This is a genomic window from Candidatus Omnitrophota bacterium, from assembly GCA_028712255.1.
Classification (GTDB): Bacteria; Omnitrophota; Gorgyraeia; order Gygaellales; family Profunditerraquicolaceae; genus UBA6249.
In genome coordinates, this window is sequence record JAQTQJ010000005.1 from 15,684 (window position 1) to 33,546 (window position 17,863).

Annotated in this window: 1 protein-coding gene (running past both ends of the window); it reads left to right on the forward strand. The window is 39.0% G+C overall.

All 17,863 nt of this window come from inside a single coding sequence — locus PHC29_03390, HEAT repeat domain-containing protein, on the forward strand. Of the gene's 42,540 coding nucleotides, 15,478 precede the window and 9,199 follow it; the stretch shown corresponds to coding positions 15,479-33,341 — codons 5,160 (partial) to 11,114 (partial); the first codon wholly inside the window starts at position 3. The start codon and the stop codon both lie outside this window.

The window sequence follows — 17,863 nt, forward strand, 5'->3', positions numbered from 1 at the left end:
AGTTATTCGCATTAGGGGTTAAGGTAAGTTATTATGAAGATGTGTATAACCATTATAGTGAGAATTTGCGGCAAGGGATGCCACTAGGCCGTTTATCTACAGCAGTCTGGTCTGCTGTTCAAGCCAAGGTTAAAGGAATGCTGCTTTTAGTTTACCCTTCTAATTTCGATGAGATTGCGCTTAAAGAGATAGGCGGGCCTCTAAGAGGTTTTCGTATGCTATTTATAACATTGGCACATTTAGGTGTTCCGGTAATGGTTGATTTAAGGGAATGGTTAGGCCATTGGGGCCATGTTATTCCTATGGTTGGCGGCCAAGATAAGCACTTTTTTGTCAGCGATGAAGAATTTCTTATAAGGACAGATTTTAATCGGTTAAAAGATGCCATTGAGCAATCGCCGTGGGCTTCTTTGATTGAGGAGTTCTTTAGCGGGATTAATACAGAGGAAGAAAAATATACTGAATTTCTTGATAATGCTGATTGCAGCAGATTTATAAGTTTTGGTTGGAAAACCGAGGATAACAGTTGGACAGTTTTTGTGTTTAATACAAGGCCTTATGACAAAGCAGATATTTGGGTTCAAGCTCCTTGGAGAGTTTTAGAGGAAGCAAGGACTACAAGTAAAGATATTGCGGAATATTCTGTAATTGATGCCTTAAAACAAGAGAAGCTTAGTATGAAAGATATGGGTGAGTGTGGATGGCGCATAGAAGGTATTAGATTTATTGAAGGAGAAGAATATAAATTAATAAAGTATGGGGTTTCTCAGGTAGCTACAAGCAGTTTTGGAATAAGAGATTCTGAAATTGGTGTTAAATTACCATTGACTGGGAGTGAGGTATCAGTTTTGCCAAGGGCTGCGTTATTAGGAAATGAGCATTTTAGCTGTACAGAGTCAGATGCATTAAGCAGAGATGTCTCCGTTCGCGGCTTTCACCGCTTAGAAAATGGCAGGCTCCTGCCGGGGCCGTTTAGAATGGATGAAGATTCTAATCCGCTTTCTTTATTAGGGATTCATCGCCTGCGTCAGAGGTATTCTTCTAGGCCAGGATTTGGTTCGTCAGGCAGAAGAATCGGTGGCGCGCGGGATAAGGAGCAGCGGAAGATAAACCGAGACTTAAAAAAAAGGATGAATGCTGAGTTAACTAATATCCAAGCAGCTTATTTAATCTGTCTTGAGGCGCTTGATATTGCAAGAGAAGCAGACTATCGATATCCGGAAATAGAGTCTTTTATCTCCATTGCGCAGTTATTTATTGCCTTAGGAAAGCCAGAAGAGGCACAAAAAATAGCCGAAGAGTGTCTAAGAGTAATAGAAGAAAACAAATACTATAGTGAGTATGAAAACAAAAGAGCAGAAGCTTACGTTTATATTATACCGCTATTGATAGCCTTAGGAAGAAATCTAAAGGCACAAAAATTAGCTGAAGAGGTTAGTAGCTATGCAAACGATAAGTGTGCGATTTACGACCTTAAACTAAAAGCCCTTATTTTACTTGTTCAAAACCATATAGCTTTGGGCAATTTGGAAGAGGCTAAGAAAATATCCGCGCAGATAGTTAGCATTGCAGAAGGAGTTCGGGGTGGACAAATTTCTCTTTCGGATGCCCAAGTAATTTTTTCCTCGTTTACCCCAGTCTTGATAGCCCTAGGTGATTCAGTAGGAGCTAAAAAAATAACCGAAGATGCAATTAGTAAAAATTTCTTCTTTGTTCAAGGCGAGCCTGAAATATTTGCTTCTATTGTTAAAGCATTTATTACCGCAGGTAAGATAGAAGAAGCCAATGAAATAGTTGAAAAGGCATCTGCTAGCCAGCCACGCCTTGTGCAGGATTACCGGGAGAAATACTTTATATTTAGCCGCATCCAAGTTCAGATAGCTTTGGGAAATATGGAGCAAGCAAGAAAGATGGCTAAAGAAGCATCCAGAGAATCAGTATATAGCAGTCTGGATGATTGGCATACTATTAAATATCTTATTCTCCTAGTTCAAATTCTGTTTACTTTGGAAGACCTTAAAAATGCTTATAAGGTAGTTGATAAGCTTTTTAGCGTATTTAGAGAATACAACTTCAATTCTTACAAAGCAATAAGCTTTGCTGCACTTGGTCAAGCTTTAGTAGATTCAGCCAGGATAGGGCAGTTTGAGACTTCACAGGTATTAGAAGGTATTGACAAAATAATAGAGGGCATAGAGAAACGTACCCAACTTAAAAAGAAGGAATTTGCGCAAGTATTCATAGCTTTGATGTTGTTCCGTAGTTTTAATTTTAATGAGATAAAAGAAGGTATAATCTGTGACAAGTTAATTCGATTCATCAATCAATCCGGAGCCAATATAAGCAATAATAGCCCATTCTTAAATAAGCTTGCTAAGCATAACATCGTTGCCATGCTGGATTCAATAAGTGAATATTTTGCTCAATTACAGATATCTTTATACCTTCCCAGAATATTTAAGTATTTTAGAGAGCTAAGAGGAGAAGAGTGCGCTAAGTTTATCAGAAACTTCAAGGAATATTATTCTTTATTGGTTAAGGGCGTTGAGCCGCGGGTAGGCCTCCTTGAAGATAAAATTATGGAAGAGATAGATTTGTTAGTGATTGGTTCAACTAACCTTAAAGTTAGAACGTACCGTTGGACTATGTCAAGGTTCTCTGGTCAAAAGATACCCGAACCCAATTTTAATACCCCCTTTAAGCTTGTCACTGCTTCTGGTGAATTGGTTCTGTCTGGAATGACAACTGAGGAAGAAGCCTTCATTAAAGAAAGGCTGGCGTATCTTAAGGGTATCTCTAATAAAAAACCTTTAGAATTATTAGCAGAGATTTTAAGCAATTTCTACACAACATATCTGAAAGCTTCTATTGATACCCTGCCTGTAGGTTTAAATGGTGTTGTTATGATTTTGAAACAAGATTGTCGCATCCAGAAAGAGCTTTTAAGGGAGAATAAAGACATAGATGTTATGCAATTAAAAGAGATTATTATTGCCGTTTTAACTGCCTCAAAGCGAAATATTGATTATGCTATTATTTTTAAAGAGATGGCCATTCAGGCGACCGCTCATTCGCAAAATAAGCCTACTAAAAAGCAGCTTTTAGCTGCGTTAGATAAAATGATAATGTTGAGCTTTATTTTACAACCGCACCTTAAAGCTGGTCTGGATAAGGTGGATATTGAACAGGCATTAAATCCCGCCAATCTTTTTCTCTTGAGGGAAATTCTCGCAGAGATAAAACCGGAAGCAGAGCCAGCATTAAGGGAAGCTATTGATGATGCTAGCGGCTTAAACATTGTTCAGGGAATTATTAAAAAGAGGATAAAGACCGAAGAAGGTAAGGGTTTTATTGAGCTTGAGTTTTTACCGGCGAAGACAAAACTTGATTATTTCTTTGGCTATTTTGGCGAAAATTGTACCTCAGAACATCCGGAAGAACTACTTAATGATAATTTTACTCCGATAAGGATAATACGCAATGGCAAAATTGTAGGATGTATTCATACTCTTACCTTGAATATAGAAGGCGAAAAAAGCATGGTTATCTGTGGTATTGAGCCGCAAACTCCATTAGCCAATGAGGTAAATGCAAGAAGATTTGTAGAAGGCTTGTTGGATAAGCTTAGTGAGATAGCTCAAGAGAATGGTTATAGACAACTCTTACTGAGCACAAATGATGATACGATATCTAACAGGGCTAATATACGTGAGGCAATAAAGAAATTGATAGAAAACAAGCCTCTTTTAGTACAGGAGGTTCAACGTACATTTCCAGCCGAATCAGCTTATGTGGTTACTAACCTACGATTATGGGCAAAGGTTTCCGCAGTATGCGCATTTGTCGATTTTCCCAGTGGCTGCGCGCGGGAGGGGAACAGTAATCCTGTTAGTGGCAATAGCTTAGGGGATGAAAGATTGAGATTTCGCGGCTTTCACCGCTTAGAAAATGGCAGGCTCCTGCCGGGGCCGTTTAGAATGGATGAAGATTCTAATCCGCTTTCTTTATTAGGGATTCATCGCCTGCGTCAGAGGTATTCTTCTAGGCCAGGATTTGGTTCGTCAGGCAGAAGAATCGGTGGCGATGAAGAAGAGAGAGAAACTTTTGAAAGGTTCAATAATAGGAAACGTAAAGGTAATGGAGGAAGTGAAGAAAAAGTAAAACATCAACAGTCGCCTGATCCTAGAGACAAAGTTGCTTTTGTGAATCCGCTTAGCCGGCAGGAAAGATTAAGAAAAGATGATGAGGCTCATGTAAAGTCGGTATTGGATATTGTGAATGCTCAACTACGCAATGGCACAGTTATGAGTGGTTCATTGAGTTTGCTAGGATTACAATTACCTGAGGGAATTTTAGCCGAAGAATTAGAAGAACTATTATTAGAATTGGATGATTCGGTGCGCAACAGAATTGGCCAGCAAAATAAGGATAAGATAGGAGATTTTATAACTGTTATTAATGGCGAGCTTGCAAGTATTATGCTGAGCAGGCCAGAATACAAGAGCACGGAAGCCAATCGCTTAATTTATATTTTCCAACAATTAGCTAATTCTATGGGTAGTGAGGATTACTCGGAATTCATTGAGGTATTTTTTGATGAGGTGTTTACATATTTAAGTCGGGATTGGTTTTTTGCTCTTACCGGCCCGAATGTTTTAAAAGCAATTCAAATTAGAAGAATCCGTCAGGATATTATAAGGTTCGCCGCAGTAAGAAGGCCCGATGAATTATTAAGAATTATTGACGCAAGACCGGAGTTAGAAGGAGCGATTAGCAAGACAGATAAAGTTAAGGTGTTGCTTGATGAGGAGAAAGACAGAAGAGTCGCAGCCGAAACCAGGCAGAAAATAGAGGGGTATTTAAATAGTGCAAGAGTTATGCAGCAAGCAGGCAATTTAGCAGAGGCATTGGTAATTTTAGAGGCTGTGTTTGAGCTTGATGCGCAGAATCCAGAAGCAATATCTTTGAGAATGACTATAGAGTCAGCCCTGGCGGAAATTTATCGTAAATATACAGAAGTATCTGTCTTATTGGAAGATCTTATTAGTAATAGAGGAGAACTGAGAAGTTCGCAAAGCAGGAAAAGGACTATTGCTCAGAATATAAAGAAAGAAAGGCAGGCAAAGCACGCAAATAAAACTAAGATTGCAGATTTAACTAAGGAATTAGTAAGTGTGGAAGCAGAAATTAGTTTGTTAACAAAAAGAGAAGAAGCAGCTTGGCAAGCCATTGGCGTTTATCTTGAGAATGAACCTATTTATTTCTTTTCGTTTCTTGTAGAGATAACAAAAGGAGGAAGAATATCAGATGGGGCTCTAGAAGTTTTGGCAGAGGCTTTTGGTCGGATAAATATAACCGGCGCAGATAAAGAGTTGCATCTTGCAGCACTTGTTTCAATTGTTTACCTTGTCCTTCCGGGGATAGATGTATCAGAGGTTATGTCAATTTATTTGGAGAAAGAGAAAGAGTATTTGACAGGGGTTGGATTAAAAGAAAGAGTAAATTTGGCAGCGTTTGTGGGGCTCATGGCCATGCTTTATTATCAGGATAAAAACGGTAGAGATGGTGTTTTGTTTAAAAATTCATTGAGTATTCTTAGAACCTTTATTTCCGAAAGTTATTTAAATGTGAGAGACGTCTTGGAGGTTGCTTTAGAGCAGGATATGGAATTAGCCATGGAGTTATTTCATTGGATATTAATAGAGAAGGCTGATTTCCTTTTTTCTGCTCTGACCGCAACGGATATAGATGAAGCTGGCGAAACAGATTTTATTATCGATGGTGTATTCCTGGCGGATTATTTATTGATGCATACCATGTATCTTACAGTTATAAAACCCGATTCTAAAAGATTAGTGAAGTTATTAAAAATAGACCCGCTCAATACTTTAATCAAAACAGCCATGGCAGAAGCTGTAAATCCAGCCGCTAAAGGCTTAGATTTCTTTGTAGGTTATTCTAATGTGGAAAAGTTTTTCAAACGATTCTTCTATCCGGGTATGGCCTCCGAAGTAGAACTTGTTAATGAGATTAACGAAAGATTAAATAGTTTTCCGCAAAGGGATGCATTAGGAGAAGCACTGGAGATTGAATTGTTAGTCAGATTTTTGTCTGATGAAGACATCGGGATTTTTAGCGATACAAGAAAAAACATCAAATCAAGAGCAAGTATTTTGATTGCATCTGTTAAAGAATGTGTGAGCCCTGCGGTTATGTCAAGATCAGGCTTACAGCGTGCGGATGCAATCATAGCCGAAAAAGTTAAAAAGTTTATTGGAGGTGACGGTTTATTAAATAAGGAGGCGATGGCAGGCCTTTTAGAAGCCATAATCTATTTTTCTGAAGATGTTTTAATGGATATTTTTAGTAATGTTGTTGTGCCTTTTGCCACTAAAGGCCAGTTTAACTTTGGGGGCCGTACTTATAATGTTGAGCCAGGACAAGTGAGCAAAGCTACTGAAATATCTGTAAGTTCGCTTATCCGGGTGTATCTTGGGCATGGGCATCCTCAGTTTGAAATGCTTAAGCCGATTTTTAGGCGCAATATCAGAAAAATTTATGAACTGAGCCCGGACCCTGGGAAAAGGATAATAAGGGCAAGCATTGAAGAAGCAGGAGCTGATACCCACGAAGTGCTAGAGGTAAATGAGAGAACAATTACTTTTCATGCGCAGTTGCCTCGGCAGCTAGTTTTAATAAATTTAGCTAAAGATAAATACGTACAGAGAAGTGATATTTTAGAGACAAGCGTAACGGAAATCAAAAGAGGCAACGCAATAACCGTAACCGCAGAGCCGCTTACTTTTAAACAGGAAGAGATTGTCCGGCAAGCAATTGTTGATGGCCTTACGCAAAATAGTGGCCGGATGCTTACCGCTGAAGAGCTCGCTGAGCATGATCCAAAAGGGACGGTATCCAAAAATAAAACGATAGTTTATGTATTGCCAGAATTAGCTATTACAGATCATTTTTTAGTGGCGTATGCAAATAGGCAAATGTTTGGTATGCGGGTTTTTATTTCAGAAGCCAAATGGGTATTCATTAAAGGTTTACATGAAGATACCAAAGTGGAATTTTGGAAGCACGAAGTTTTAGGGCATCTTAAACATCCGTTATGGAGCGAAGCAGAAGTTAAAGCAAAGTATCCTTCAGAGATGGTGGTGATACCGGCGACCGATCAGGCTACTCTTCCACAGATGCTTAAATTAGCCCTGGAATATGGCGATCCAATCGCCGCCGTAACATTAACCAGGGAGAAATTCCGCAATTACGGACCTCCTAATGAGCCTGTTAATTGGGATGAATATTTAGTTTGGTTAGTAGAAAAAAGACACACCTATGCCCTTGAGCAAATCTTGAATAGTACACCTGATGATAGAGAAAAAATAAAAGCTTTGATGGAAAGAATCATCTTTATTAAAACCAATAATCCCAAGTTAAGAAAAATAGAATATAGTCCAGAGATAAAGCAAAAATTATTGGATGTCTGGATATTCGCTCTCTATAGCCCGGATATAGAAAAATTAACCTCTGCTTTGGCGTTACTAGAAGAATTGAATGCGCAATATCCATACCAAAATGATGGATTAGAAGATGGGGATTTAGTTGTTGGTAAGACTGCAAGGCCCTGTCTTACTTTTCAAATTAAGACTCAAGTTACAAAAGAACGCAAACGTAAATTGGTGAATTCTCTTAGAGAAGCTATAGTTGCTTTAGGTTTTGGAGAATTAAAAATCCAAGATACACAGGAATGCCCCTTATCTGCATTTGCGGAATCTTTATTAGCTCAGAATCGTTGCATAGTTCCTGCAGGAACGCAGGTTGTATTTCAAGATATAGCCGGCCGATATGCGATTATATTAAAGCCTAATATAGGCCGAGAATATTCGGTTGCTTTTTCTGACAGACAGACATTGCAATCTGAAGATTTTACTGTAGCAGGCTCTTTTGTTCCAGGTAGTACAAGAATTCAAGATATAGAAATAGTCGTTGGTGGCATAAGAAAGAATTTACTGGATTTTATAGTTGAAAAAGGCTTTGCACCCGAAGCTATCAAAGAGAATAGTTTATTTCTTGAGGCAAGTTGTTGTTTTATTTATAACCCTTCTGATGGCAAATTACGTATGATCGAGGGGCGGCAGGTTAAACAATTTAAATACAAAGCGGATACAGGCGAGATTACCTGGTGGAATAGTTACTTGCCTCGTTTAAAGATATTTTCTGATAATCAGACAGGATCAGCCCGGGGAGTGTTGCCCGGGGAAAAGGTTATTTTTGTCCATAGCCACGGCATAAAAAGAAGAAAAGAAGAGTTGAGAGCTTCTAGCATGGATGTTGATTTTGGCATAGCCTGGACAAGGTGGAGCTCTATTTTTAGAGTAGGATTATCAAATTCTCAAAGCGACCTAGTTATGGGGACAGGAGATAGCCATGATCTGATAATTAGCGAAACAAGGAATGGTTTTAAATTTCTTTTACTACATTGCAGCGTTCAAGAAAACTATGCCGTTTGTATGAGCAAAAAGTATAATTTTTCTACACACCGATGGGAGAATGAAGGAATAGAAAAAATAGAATTTGCTTCAGGTATTCCTGGCGCATCTTATGCTAAAAACGGGGGTGTAACTTTAGTTTGCAGAGATAACGCAGAGGCTTTGCCTACGGATGCAGATTCGTGGGGACGGCGTTTAGCGTTGTCCCATGAAGCAATAAGCGCAGATTTTTTAAGTAACGGTGATTACGCCTGCGCCATAGCTGCTTTGAGGTTGGCATTAGTACATTTACCTAAAGGAGTGAAAAATAAAAATATAAGAGACAGGATTCAGGAAAAGCTAGCGCAGCTTATAGTAGGGCGGGAAGCATCTCATCCTAATAATGGAAGCAATCATTCAGAATTAGATTTAGGCGCCTCTGGTTTCGAAGGCGAGGCAATGTTTGCAGAAAGAGCAGCAGAGGTTAAATATGCGCAGAGCCACTGCGTGAGTAAGCTTAATAATGATAATGAATTGATAGAAGGCGTACGCTGTTTCTTAAGGCAGCTTGATTTATTCCGATTGGCTGATAAATATAAAGAAATTGAGGTTCGGGTAATAGGAGGTATGGGATTTAAGCACCGCGGATGGTGGAATATTGAAAATGGTAGATTGATAATCTATATTAAAGAAACATACGCATCCGATGTTCTTGATTTACAGAAAGTAATTCTTCATGAGATACTGGCGGCAAGCAGAAATCCTGTTTTTGCCGGTAAAGAAGGGCACAATAACAGCCTAGCCCTAGAATGTTTATATACCTCCTTCTGTTTGGATTCAAAGCAAATGACAATAGGCGAGTTATTAAGATCTTATGATCCACATGGATTGTTGCGTCGTATAATTTTCAGAGCTATTCTTTCTCATCAGGAAGTAATCGATGCGAAGCTAGATTTAGGCGCATCAGCCAAAAAACGCCAGCCTGAGCCTACCGTGTCTTCATTGTCAAGGGTAGCGAAAGTTATTTTATGTTTAATTTTAGCATCTGTAGTTATTGTAGCCCATGCGGTATGGTTATTATTGTTGATTATGTTCGGTGGTGCTTCACAATTTAATTTAATGGATATATTTGGGATAAATATTACATGGGGTTGGTTGATTATGATGGAGACTATGATTGCAGTGGGGTTAATGTTTGCTTCGTTTATCATGGATGATGGTTCTATAGTTATAAGCGATGTGAATCTGCATAAAGGCCATACATCTCCTAGGGCTACGGAGGAAGATATTGTGCTAAGCAATGAACAGGCTATAATGTGGATTCAAGTGAAGCAGGAGCAGGGAGCAAAAACAATCTCCGTTCTAGGCGGTAAACCGGTTAGTATCAAAGAAGCGATAGAAGGTGTTAATGACGGAAGATTCGCTGGTTCTCTTACTGGAGGAGATAACAAGCTTATACTGCAGGTAAAGTATCCTTCTGAAAAATTACCTACCAACGCTTACAATTCAGATGTTCCTTGCGCGACGCCTCCTGTCCTTACTATTATTGATACCTATGAGGCGGCAGAAGAATTCTTTATTCGCCGAGGCTGGAAATCGTTACCGAGATGGGTGGTGGGAATATTTGTTAGCCCTTGGTATGAATTTCAATTCAAGTGGATTTTGCATCCTGTAAAATTTATAAGAGCGCACATTAATAAAAACATATGGCAGCTTATTTCGCGGATTACTGGCGTAATATTTATGTATGCGGCTATGCTATGTTTTCTATTTCCTGCCATATACCTGTTTTTAACCGCGCCATCTTTTAACGTTCTGCCGAATATAATTCAATCCGTACTTTATGGCATCATGGCTTTTATCGGTGTGCACTTTGTATACAATATAGTATTCTTCTGGGCAATGCTAGTCTTAGGAGATGATTTGCGTTTTCATAGTGAATATAAGCGAGTTTTTACTGCTCAACAAATTCGAGGGTTTATTAGTTGGCTTATAGAAGGAGAATTGCAACATGAACGGCAGAGGATTGTTATTGGTTTTGTTGAGGGGTACTCAGAAGGTATTTTCCGGAGGGAGGGCGTACGTATTCATGTTGCCAAGGAATTTTTGGATAGTTTTAGTGAATTATTAATAAGGCAGAAATTACGAAATGCTCTTGTGGATAGGGATTACAAGGAACAGGATCAATATTCTCGCGCTTTAGAATTAATAATTCAGCAGGCCAATATTATTTTAGGGCCGCAATTGTTTGAAGATTCTTCCGTTGAAATAGTTGACTTAGCTAGGCGTTATCTTATTGATGCAGTTGTCAAACATAGTGCTTGGCTTATTACTTTCAGCGGTATTTTGAGTGTGTGGGAAGGTGTTGTGCATAGTATGGAGAGCCAGGTAGATGCTCGCCAGTTCGGCGAATTTATGAATCGATTATACAGGATAGCTATAAAAGAGCTAGATGTTGAATGGGTTATACGTAAAGGAGCAGTATTGGACCGGGAGATAATGGTTGTTATTGGAAGAAAGATGCTTTCATTGATTCCTGATCATAATTTCGAACCCACTATTTATAGCGTTTTAATGATTACTCCGGATTTCTCCTTAGAGGAAGTTAGAAAACGCATTATGTATCTATTAAGTGATTGTATTACCGATGAAACAATTAATTCTTTAAAAGAAATTCTAGTTAAATTAGATAAGGAGAAAATTAATCCGGAAGCCCAAGCTAAAGTTATAATGGCTTTAAAATATCTTTGTTTTGATGTGAATCCTGGGATATCTAAATTTGCGCGTATTCTCTTAGAGGCCTTTGAGCCTAGTTTTCAAAGGGGCCAAACCAGGGTTGATTACGCAATAGTAATAGGTATGGCTTCTGTTTTAACTGCAGTTATTGGTTTAGTTTTTAATGTAGAGATTTTAGATATAATTAATCAGATCGGCTCCTGGCTTACTGTGCTTTTTCATAGCCCTCCAATACAAGTTAATTTTAATTCTTTACCCGCCATATCAATTGTAACTGCAATTCCCCTTATTTGTTTAATCGGAAATTTCACACATTTTAACTATGTTTTTGAGCCTCAAGGATATATGTTTTTACATGAAGATGAGGCTGTTCGGGGTTTAGCAAGGAGAGCATTTAATCTGGCTACAGGAGATTTCTATAGGCAGATATTTAAAGAGATTGGCTTAGGTGATAGGGTGAGAATATTAGATATCGGTTTCGGCGAAGGTTCACATGTAGCCAGCCTTCTTTCGCAAACAAGACATAAGATTGTTGGCCTTGAAGTTATGCCTGAGTATGTGAAAAAGGCAAGAGAGAAAGATCCTTTGCAGGAGGTGATTGAAAGCGGATGGTATCATATGCAATTTTCTGATAATTTTTTTAATGCAGTTAGCGGGGTTAATGCGCTTTATTTTGCCGGAAATGAAAAAGAGTTAAGATGGTTAATTACGGAAATTGACCGGGTAATTAAAGCAGGCCCTGACGGGGTAAAAAGGATTTATCAGCTTTTTGATCGGCCGCTTACCCAATATTGGTTTACTATTGAAGAATGGTCGGTAATGGAGTCTTTAGGTTTATCCACTCCTGCTTTAAGAGTGATGAATAATGGATGGAGAAGATTCTTTACAGTCTTGAGTAGCATTTTTAATGAATTAGGTTATGAAGTTAAGCTTTCTTATGTAACCAAAGAGGCGCAAGGAGAACGCACTGTCTCTCAAAAACAATTAACTTCAAGCTCACGCGGAAATAAATTCTTCTATGATGTAAATGGCAATCGGTCAGTTGAATATAGTAGTTTGATTAGTGAGCCCTATGTGGCAGAAGAGGTGGGCGTTTATATTGTGAGGGCATGGAGACGAGAATCCGTCACTAAAGAAGATATGGTGATTCCTTCTGTTGCCAACGGTTTCTTTGGAAAACATATAAAAATAGATCAAGCGATGGCAGAGAGGTTGATTAAAAGACTGTTTACTCCCGAAGAATTACCAATTGTTAGTTATTCTATTGAGCGCCATGAAAATGCGGAAGCCAAAGGTAAGTCACACTGGAAAGCGATAGGTGAACAAAGGAAGGTAAGTGGATATGAATTGGTAAGGGCAAGGTTGGAATTGTTGCAGATTCTTATTTACTTAGGCTATAAGAATGAAGTGGATTTAATTTCTATGTTTACCGAAATCCAAAATTTATCTTCGCGTAAAGAATTCACTGATTTCCGGGATAAAATAAAATCAGCCAGAGATACTGAGCAATTAAGGTTAGTTCTGGATGGGTTAATTTCGGTATTCTGGGGCCAGGGTTATAGTAATGTAAATAAATACATGCCTATCTTTGAGTTTTTGGTTAATGGTTTACTAGACAAAGATATTTTCAGATTTATAGAAAATTTAGATATACCGTTAGAAGAACAAGGGGTCCTTAAGAAATTTATAATTTCCTGCGCTACTTTCCATCAGCTAGCCTATATTATTTTTAGTCTATGGGGTATTAATGTGCAGGCTGCATTTGCTCCAAGCCATGCGTTTCTCCTTATGCCAATTAACCGGCAAAAGGCCATAATTGTTGATTACAGCCTTGAAGTGGTGCGTGTAATTGACCTTTGGAAATATACTCGGAAAGGAAGAAAATTTGTTCTAATAGAAGAATATCGGGCTCCGTTAGGAAGAGTAATTGCGATTCGTAAGCAAGTCCGCGATGGTAATTTAAAAGACATAAGCAGCCTTTTAGACGAAGAATTACTTAGTTCATATTATCCATATATTGAAATTGTCCCAGCCTACGGTTTTACCACAGGTATTTATAATGATGTGGGTACTGTTTATAAGGAATTGGGCATGTACCATGAAGCAGGTGGCTATTTTCAGCAAGCTATTAAATTAATGCCCAGTCTTCCTGATGTCCACTTTAACTTAGGCGTTACCTATTGGTGTCAGAATAGACCAAGAGAAGCAGTTGAAGAATTAGAGTTAACTACTAAGTATGATCCCGATGACACCGATGCTTACTATAATCTTGGCACGATTAATTTAGAATTAGGCAGGCAACAAAAAGCAATGACGGCATTAATAAAAGCAATTGAGCTTAATCCCCTTTTAATCGAAGCCCGTTATAACTTAGCCAATATTTATATGACGCAGGGTAGGTATCTAGAAGCAATCGAACAATACGAAATAGTAATTGTAATAAAACCCGATTTTGCACAAGCCCATTATAATCTTGGTATAGCTTACTGGCAGATAGGTAATCGGGATAAGGCGTATGAGGTGTATATTCGAGCCATTATATTTTTTAGAAGATGTCTTAATACTTTACCTCCCGAGGAAGATATGGTCGGGACAAGAATAGATGATCATTCTGTTTCTGGTGCAACTGAAGATGATGTAAGGCGGGAGTTATTAAGATTGAGGGAGTTAAGGCTGATTTCTGAATATACGTTAATAGAAGAGGATCATATAATAGAAAGAGCCAGTCAGCTCTATCAGCAATTAACTGGCAAGATAGTTGATCTTAGAATTTCCAATATTCATTTTAGAAGAGCTCCCTTCGCAAGTAGATACCGCGCTTTCTGGTTGCGCGAAGATAACAAAATAAAAATATATATAAAAGGAGAGGCTACGGCGTACGATATCCTGCATGAATTCCTGGCTATTTTAGACAAGACAGGCCATTTGTCTAATGTAATTCTTAGTTGTGCTTACCTGCCTTTATTTGCAAGGAGATTTATTTACAGAATTGTCAATGGTAGGAATAATTCTGCTGTAGATTTTGCTTCTTATGGGGGATTTGCGCGTTTAGGCAGGTTTTTAGTAGGGACGGTTCTTGCTCTAATTGGTAAGCTGTCCCTTAAAAGGGGCACTTCTAGCTTTGACACAAGAAACGACCCTAAAAATGTACCGCCTTTCGTTTTTATATCAGATAAATTCACTTCGCGCGAGAAGCAATTGATTCAAAAAATAACAGCCGAAGTTATTGGTTTGCTTGTCCCTCAAGAGAAGCAGCAAAAACTAGCCCTACACCCACTTTTTTTCAAGAGAGTGAATGCGTTTGATGTGCTTGTGGATCATAAATTCATATGTACTTTGTACATTCTCAGTGTGTTAATTATGTCAGTCGTGAACATCATACTAGGCAGAGATTTATTTTTTAATATTACGACATATCTAGTTGTAGTAGCAATATTATGGGTTGTCATAAACTATAAGTTCTATAGTTCGGATTTTTCGTATTATATTCAAGGAATAAGGAGGAGGCATAAAATTCTTATTGGCTCTTATATATTTGATGAGCAACTGGTCTCTATGGTAGCGCATGAAATGTATCATTATCTGAATTCCATTGGTTTAATTAAAAATCCTGATTTAACAACAGCTTTTGACATGCTTTTTACTTTGGAACACTTTGGGGAAGAAGCTCTTGATGATCATGATTGGTTGGAAGCTGGAGAGATACTTATGGGGATTCCAAATCCGGAAGTTAGGGAAAAAATTTTGTTAAAAACTGCAAGAATCAGCAGGTTTGCTTTATTGATGAGAAAAGTTTTCGGGTATTTACCTGAGAGATCATGGGGATATATGTATGGGCGCCTCCAAGCAGCCAATGCTTATGCATTATCGAGTGTTTTGAATGGCCCACAAGAGGTCAGTTTTATTGCTCGGGATGCCTTGGAATACATAATATTACGCGTCCATGGCTATGAGCCTGGCGCGGCAGAAGAAACCATTAGAACATATATAAATAATAGGAACAGTTCTGCTTCCATTGGAAAACCCCATCACCTGCGCCCCGTTACGCAGTGGTTGGCTGGCCAGATTCTCAGGATTGTTGCTCGTCAAAAAGATAATATTTTCTTTAAAGTCTATCGGGAAACCTACAATGCCAACTTAGCCTACATTCAAGAAATCAATGGCAACCGAGGCCCGCCTATATTAAAGAAATTTCTTGCTTTTACTCGCCCCATTGCCCGCGGCCTTACTCCTGATGGCGCTATCTGTTGGCTTATTCCGGTTAAATTTACTACTCAAGAATACCTTTCCGATGAAACCATTGCCTCTATTAGTAAACACGAATCCCAATCTACAGAATTAGAAGGCTTAATCGCGCAGTATAAATTAGGGACAGTTCTGAAACCAATAGAGAACCGTTTCTCATTTAAGGGGCATTTTAGTTTCGGCTCAATAATCGTCTTCAATAGTTTTTTGAGGCGCCTGTTTATTTTAGCGGCATTTATAAGTTTAGGAATAGGGCTTTTTTATGCCGCGAGCATAAGCGGGTTGATGAATTGGTATTTGGAAATAAAGGGAGTTATTCCTGAAGGCTCTTTGATAGGCTCGCCGAAAGCCATATTATTAGATATGCTCACGGGGGTATTGATTTGGGGCTTGCCTGATTTAGCCGGGCAGTATTTAAAAGGCAGCCGCATAATATTAAAACAGGCCTTTATTTTGGCTTTTGCCGGTTTCTTTATCGGCGCCCTTTTGCATTTACTTTATAATTTTCCCGAGGCCGTTCTTCCCTATTTTATGTCACTTTTGGCAAGCAATATCCTGTTGGCAAAAGTGGCAGCCATAGGCGTTGTCCTGGTGATCGGCGTAGGCATCGCCGTAAGTTATGGCCGCCTCATCTCTTATTTAAAAGCTAATTTCAGAAAAGAAGAGGAAACCGGCAGAGGAATAGAGGCTTTGAAACTTTATGAAGTGCTCTTGTATAAACTTTTTGTAACTCCAGTTGTTTTAATTTTCATCGTTTTAACGTTTGAGCCGGTATTGCGTGTATTAGTTTCATTGCCTGTTGAAATAATAAAGATGATACCGGTAGGGTACCTTATGAACCGTAGAGAGCCGCTTTTTATCACAGGTATTATTCAAAATATTGCTAGGTTTAAGCATTCTGTTGGATATGCCCGCGGGCGCAAGGATGTTTCTTCTATGCTTGATTCTCAAACTACAAGCGGCCCGGTAAATGGGGACGCTCCCCAAGGGGACACCCTTTATTGCAGCATTATTCCGGTTGACCCCGCATTATTGGCGCGTTGGGGTAAGCTATTAGCAGGGATACTTCTTAAGCTAATCGAAAAAGTGTCCTGTATCCGTGAAGGGGACAGGTTCAGCTTTGGTGTAAGAAGCGTCCTTAAATCTATAGGTATCGTAGCGGTTTTTGTGGGCAGCGCTTTTATGATGGCGCATGGGTTAAAGTCAACTGCCGGCACTGAAGGCTCTTTTGATGTGTATAGTTATATAGTAATTTTTGCCGTTAGTTTTTTAGCAGTATTGTATTGCGTGCTGTTCTTAGGGGCAGCGCTAATAAACGCTATGACAGATGAATCCGCCAAGAGGGCTTTTGAGAATCAATCTCTCGGGGTATATTATTTGAACCGTGGGGAATACAAAATGGCAAGCTGGTATTTCAGAAGGGCTGTAGAGTTTGCTCGTAATAGCAGAAAAGACAAATTCCGTTCCGCGTTGGTTGTGGAGAATGTTATGATGGAGGTTTCACGGACAGATTTCGTAAAAGCATGTGAGCGCGCGCTGGATGCGATACGCAGGTATTTAGATTTAGGCCAGGCCAGAAAAGCAGCTGATATAAAGGTAGGCATTGATAATTCAACAACTACAATTATAGCGAGAGAAAACGTGAGGCAGCATGGCCCATTTATGGTTACAAATGAAGAGCCTTTTTCTCATGGCTGTCTGCAATCAGAAATAGTAAACGCCGATGATCCCTGCGTGCAAAGAATATTAACTGGCGCTTTCGGCGGATTTAACGCCAACAGCCGCTATTACCTTCTCTTTGGCCATTTAGATATGCCTGTTGCCTTAGCAGAAAAAAGAGGAGGCATTTTATCGGGAATAAGGCCTTATATAGAGAAAACGTCTGCAGTATCGCTTATCAGTTGCAGTATTAGGTATTATCAGATAACGCTTGCTTATTTATGCCGGTTAAGGGGGTTAGAAAATGAGCAGCCAAATAGAGAATTACTTAAAGATATAGAGAGAATCTATACCCCTAAAACGGCAGATGCATTGTATTTGATGTATTTTAAAACAGTATCCCGCCTCAGGCCTTTTGAAATAAAATTTTTCCATGCCTGGTTCCATTTCCATCCGTTTTTTAGATGGATAAAAGGGTTTGACCTTCTATATAGGGCGATGGATGATTTAATAGCGCGGGAATCGCAGGAAGTTATTTCCCAGGAAGAAGGATTATTAAGAGAAGGGGGCAGGCTCATATATATCCTGCCTGAGCAGATTGAAGAGGTAGCAGCCCTTTGGGATAAATACCCTCGGGGCAAGCGCCAGCCTTTAATTCAGTTTTTGGTTGAGTCCGCGCAGTTAAACAGTTATCTATGGGATAAGGAGAGTAGTTATCAGATATACGAACAATTAGCAGAAAGAATCATACC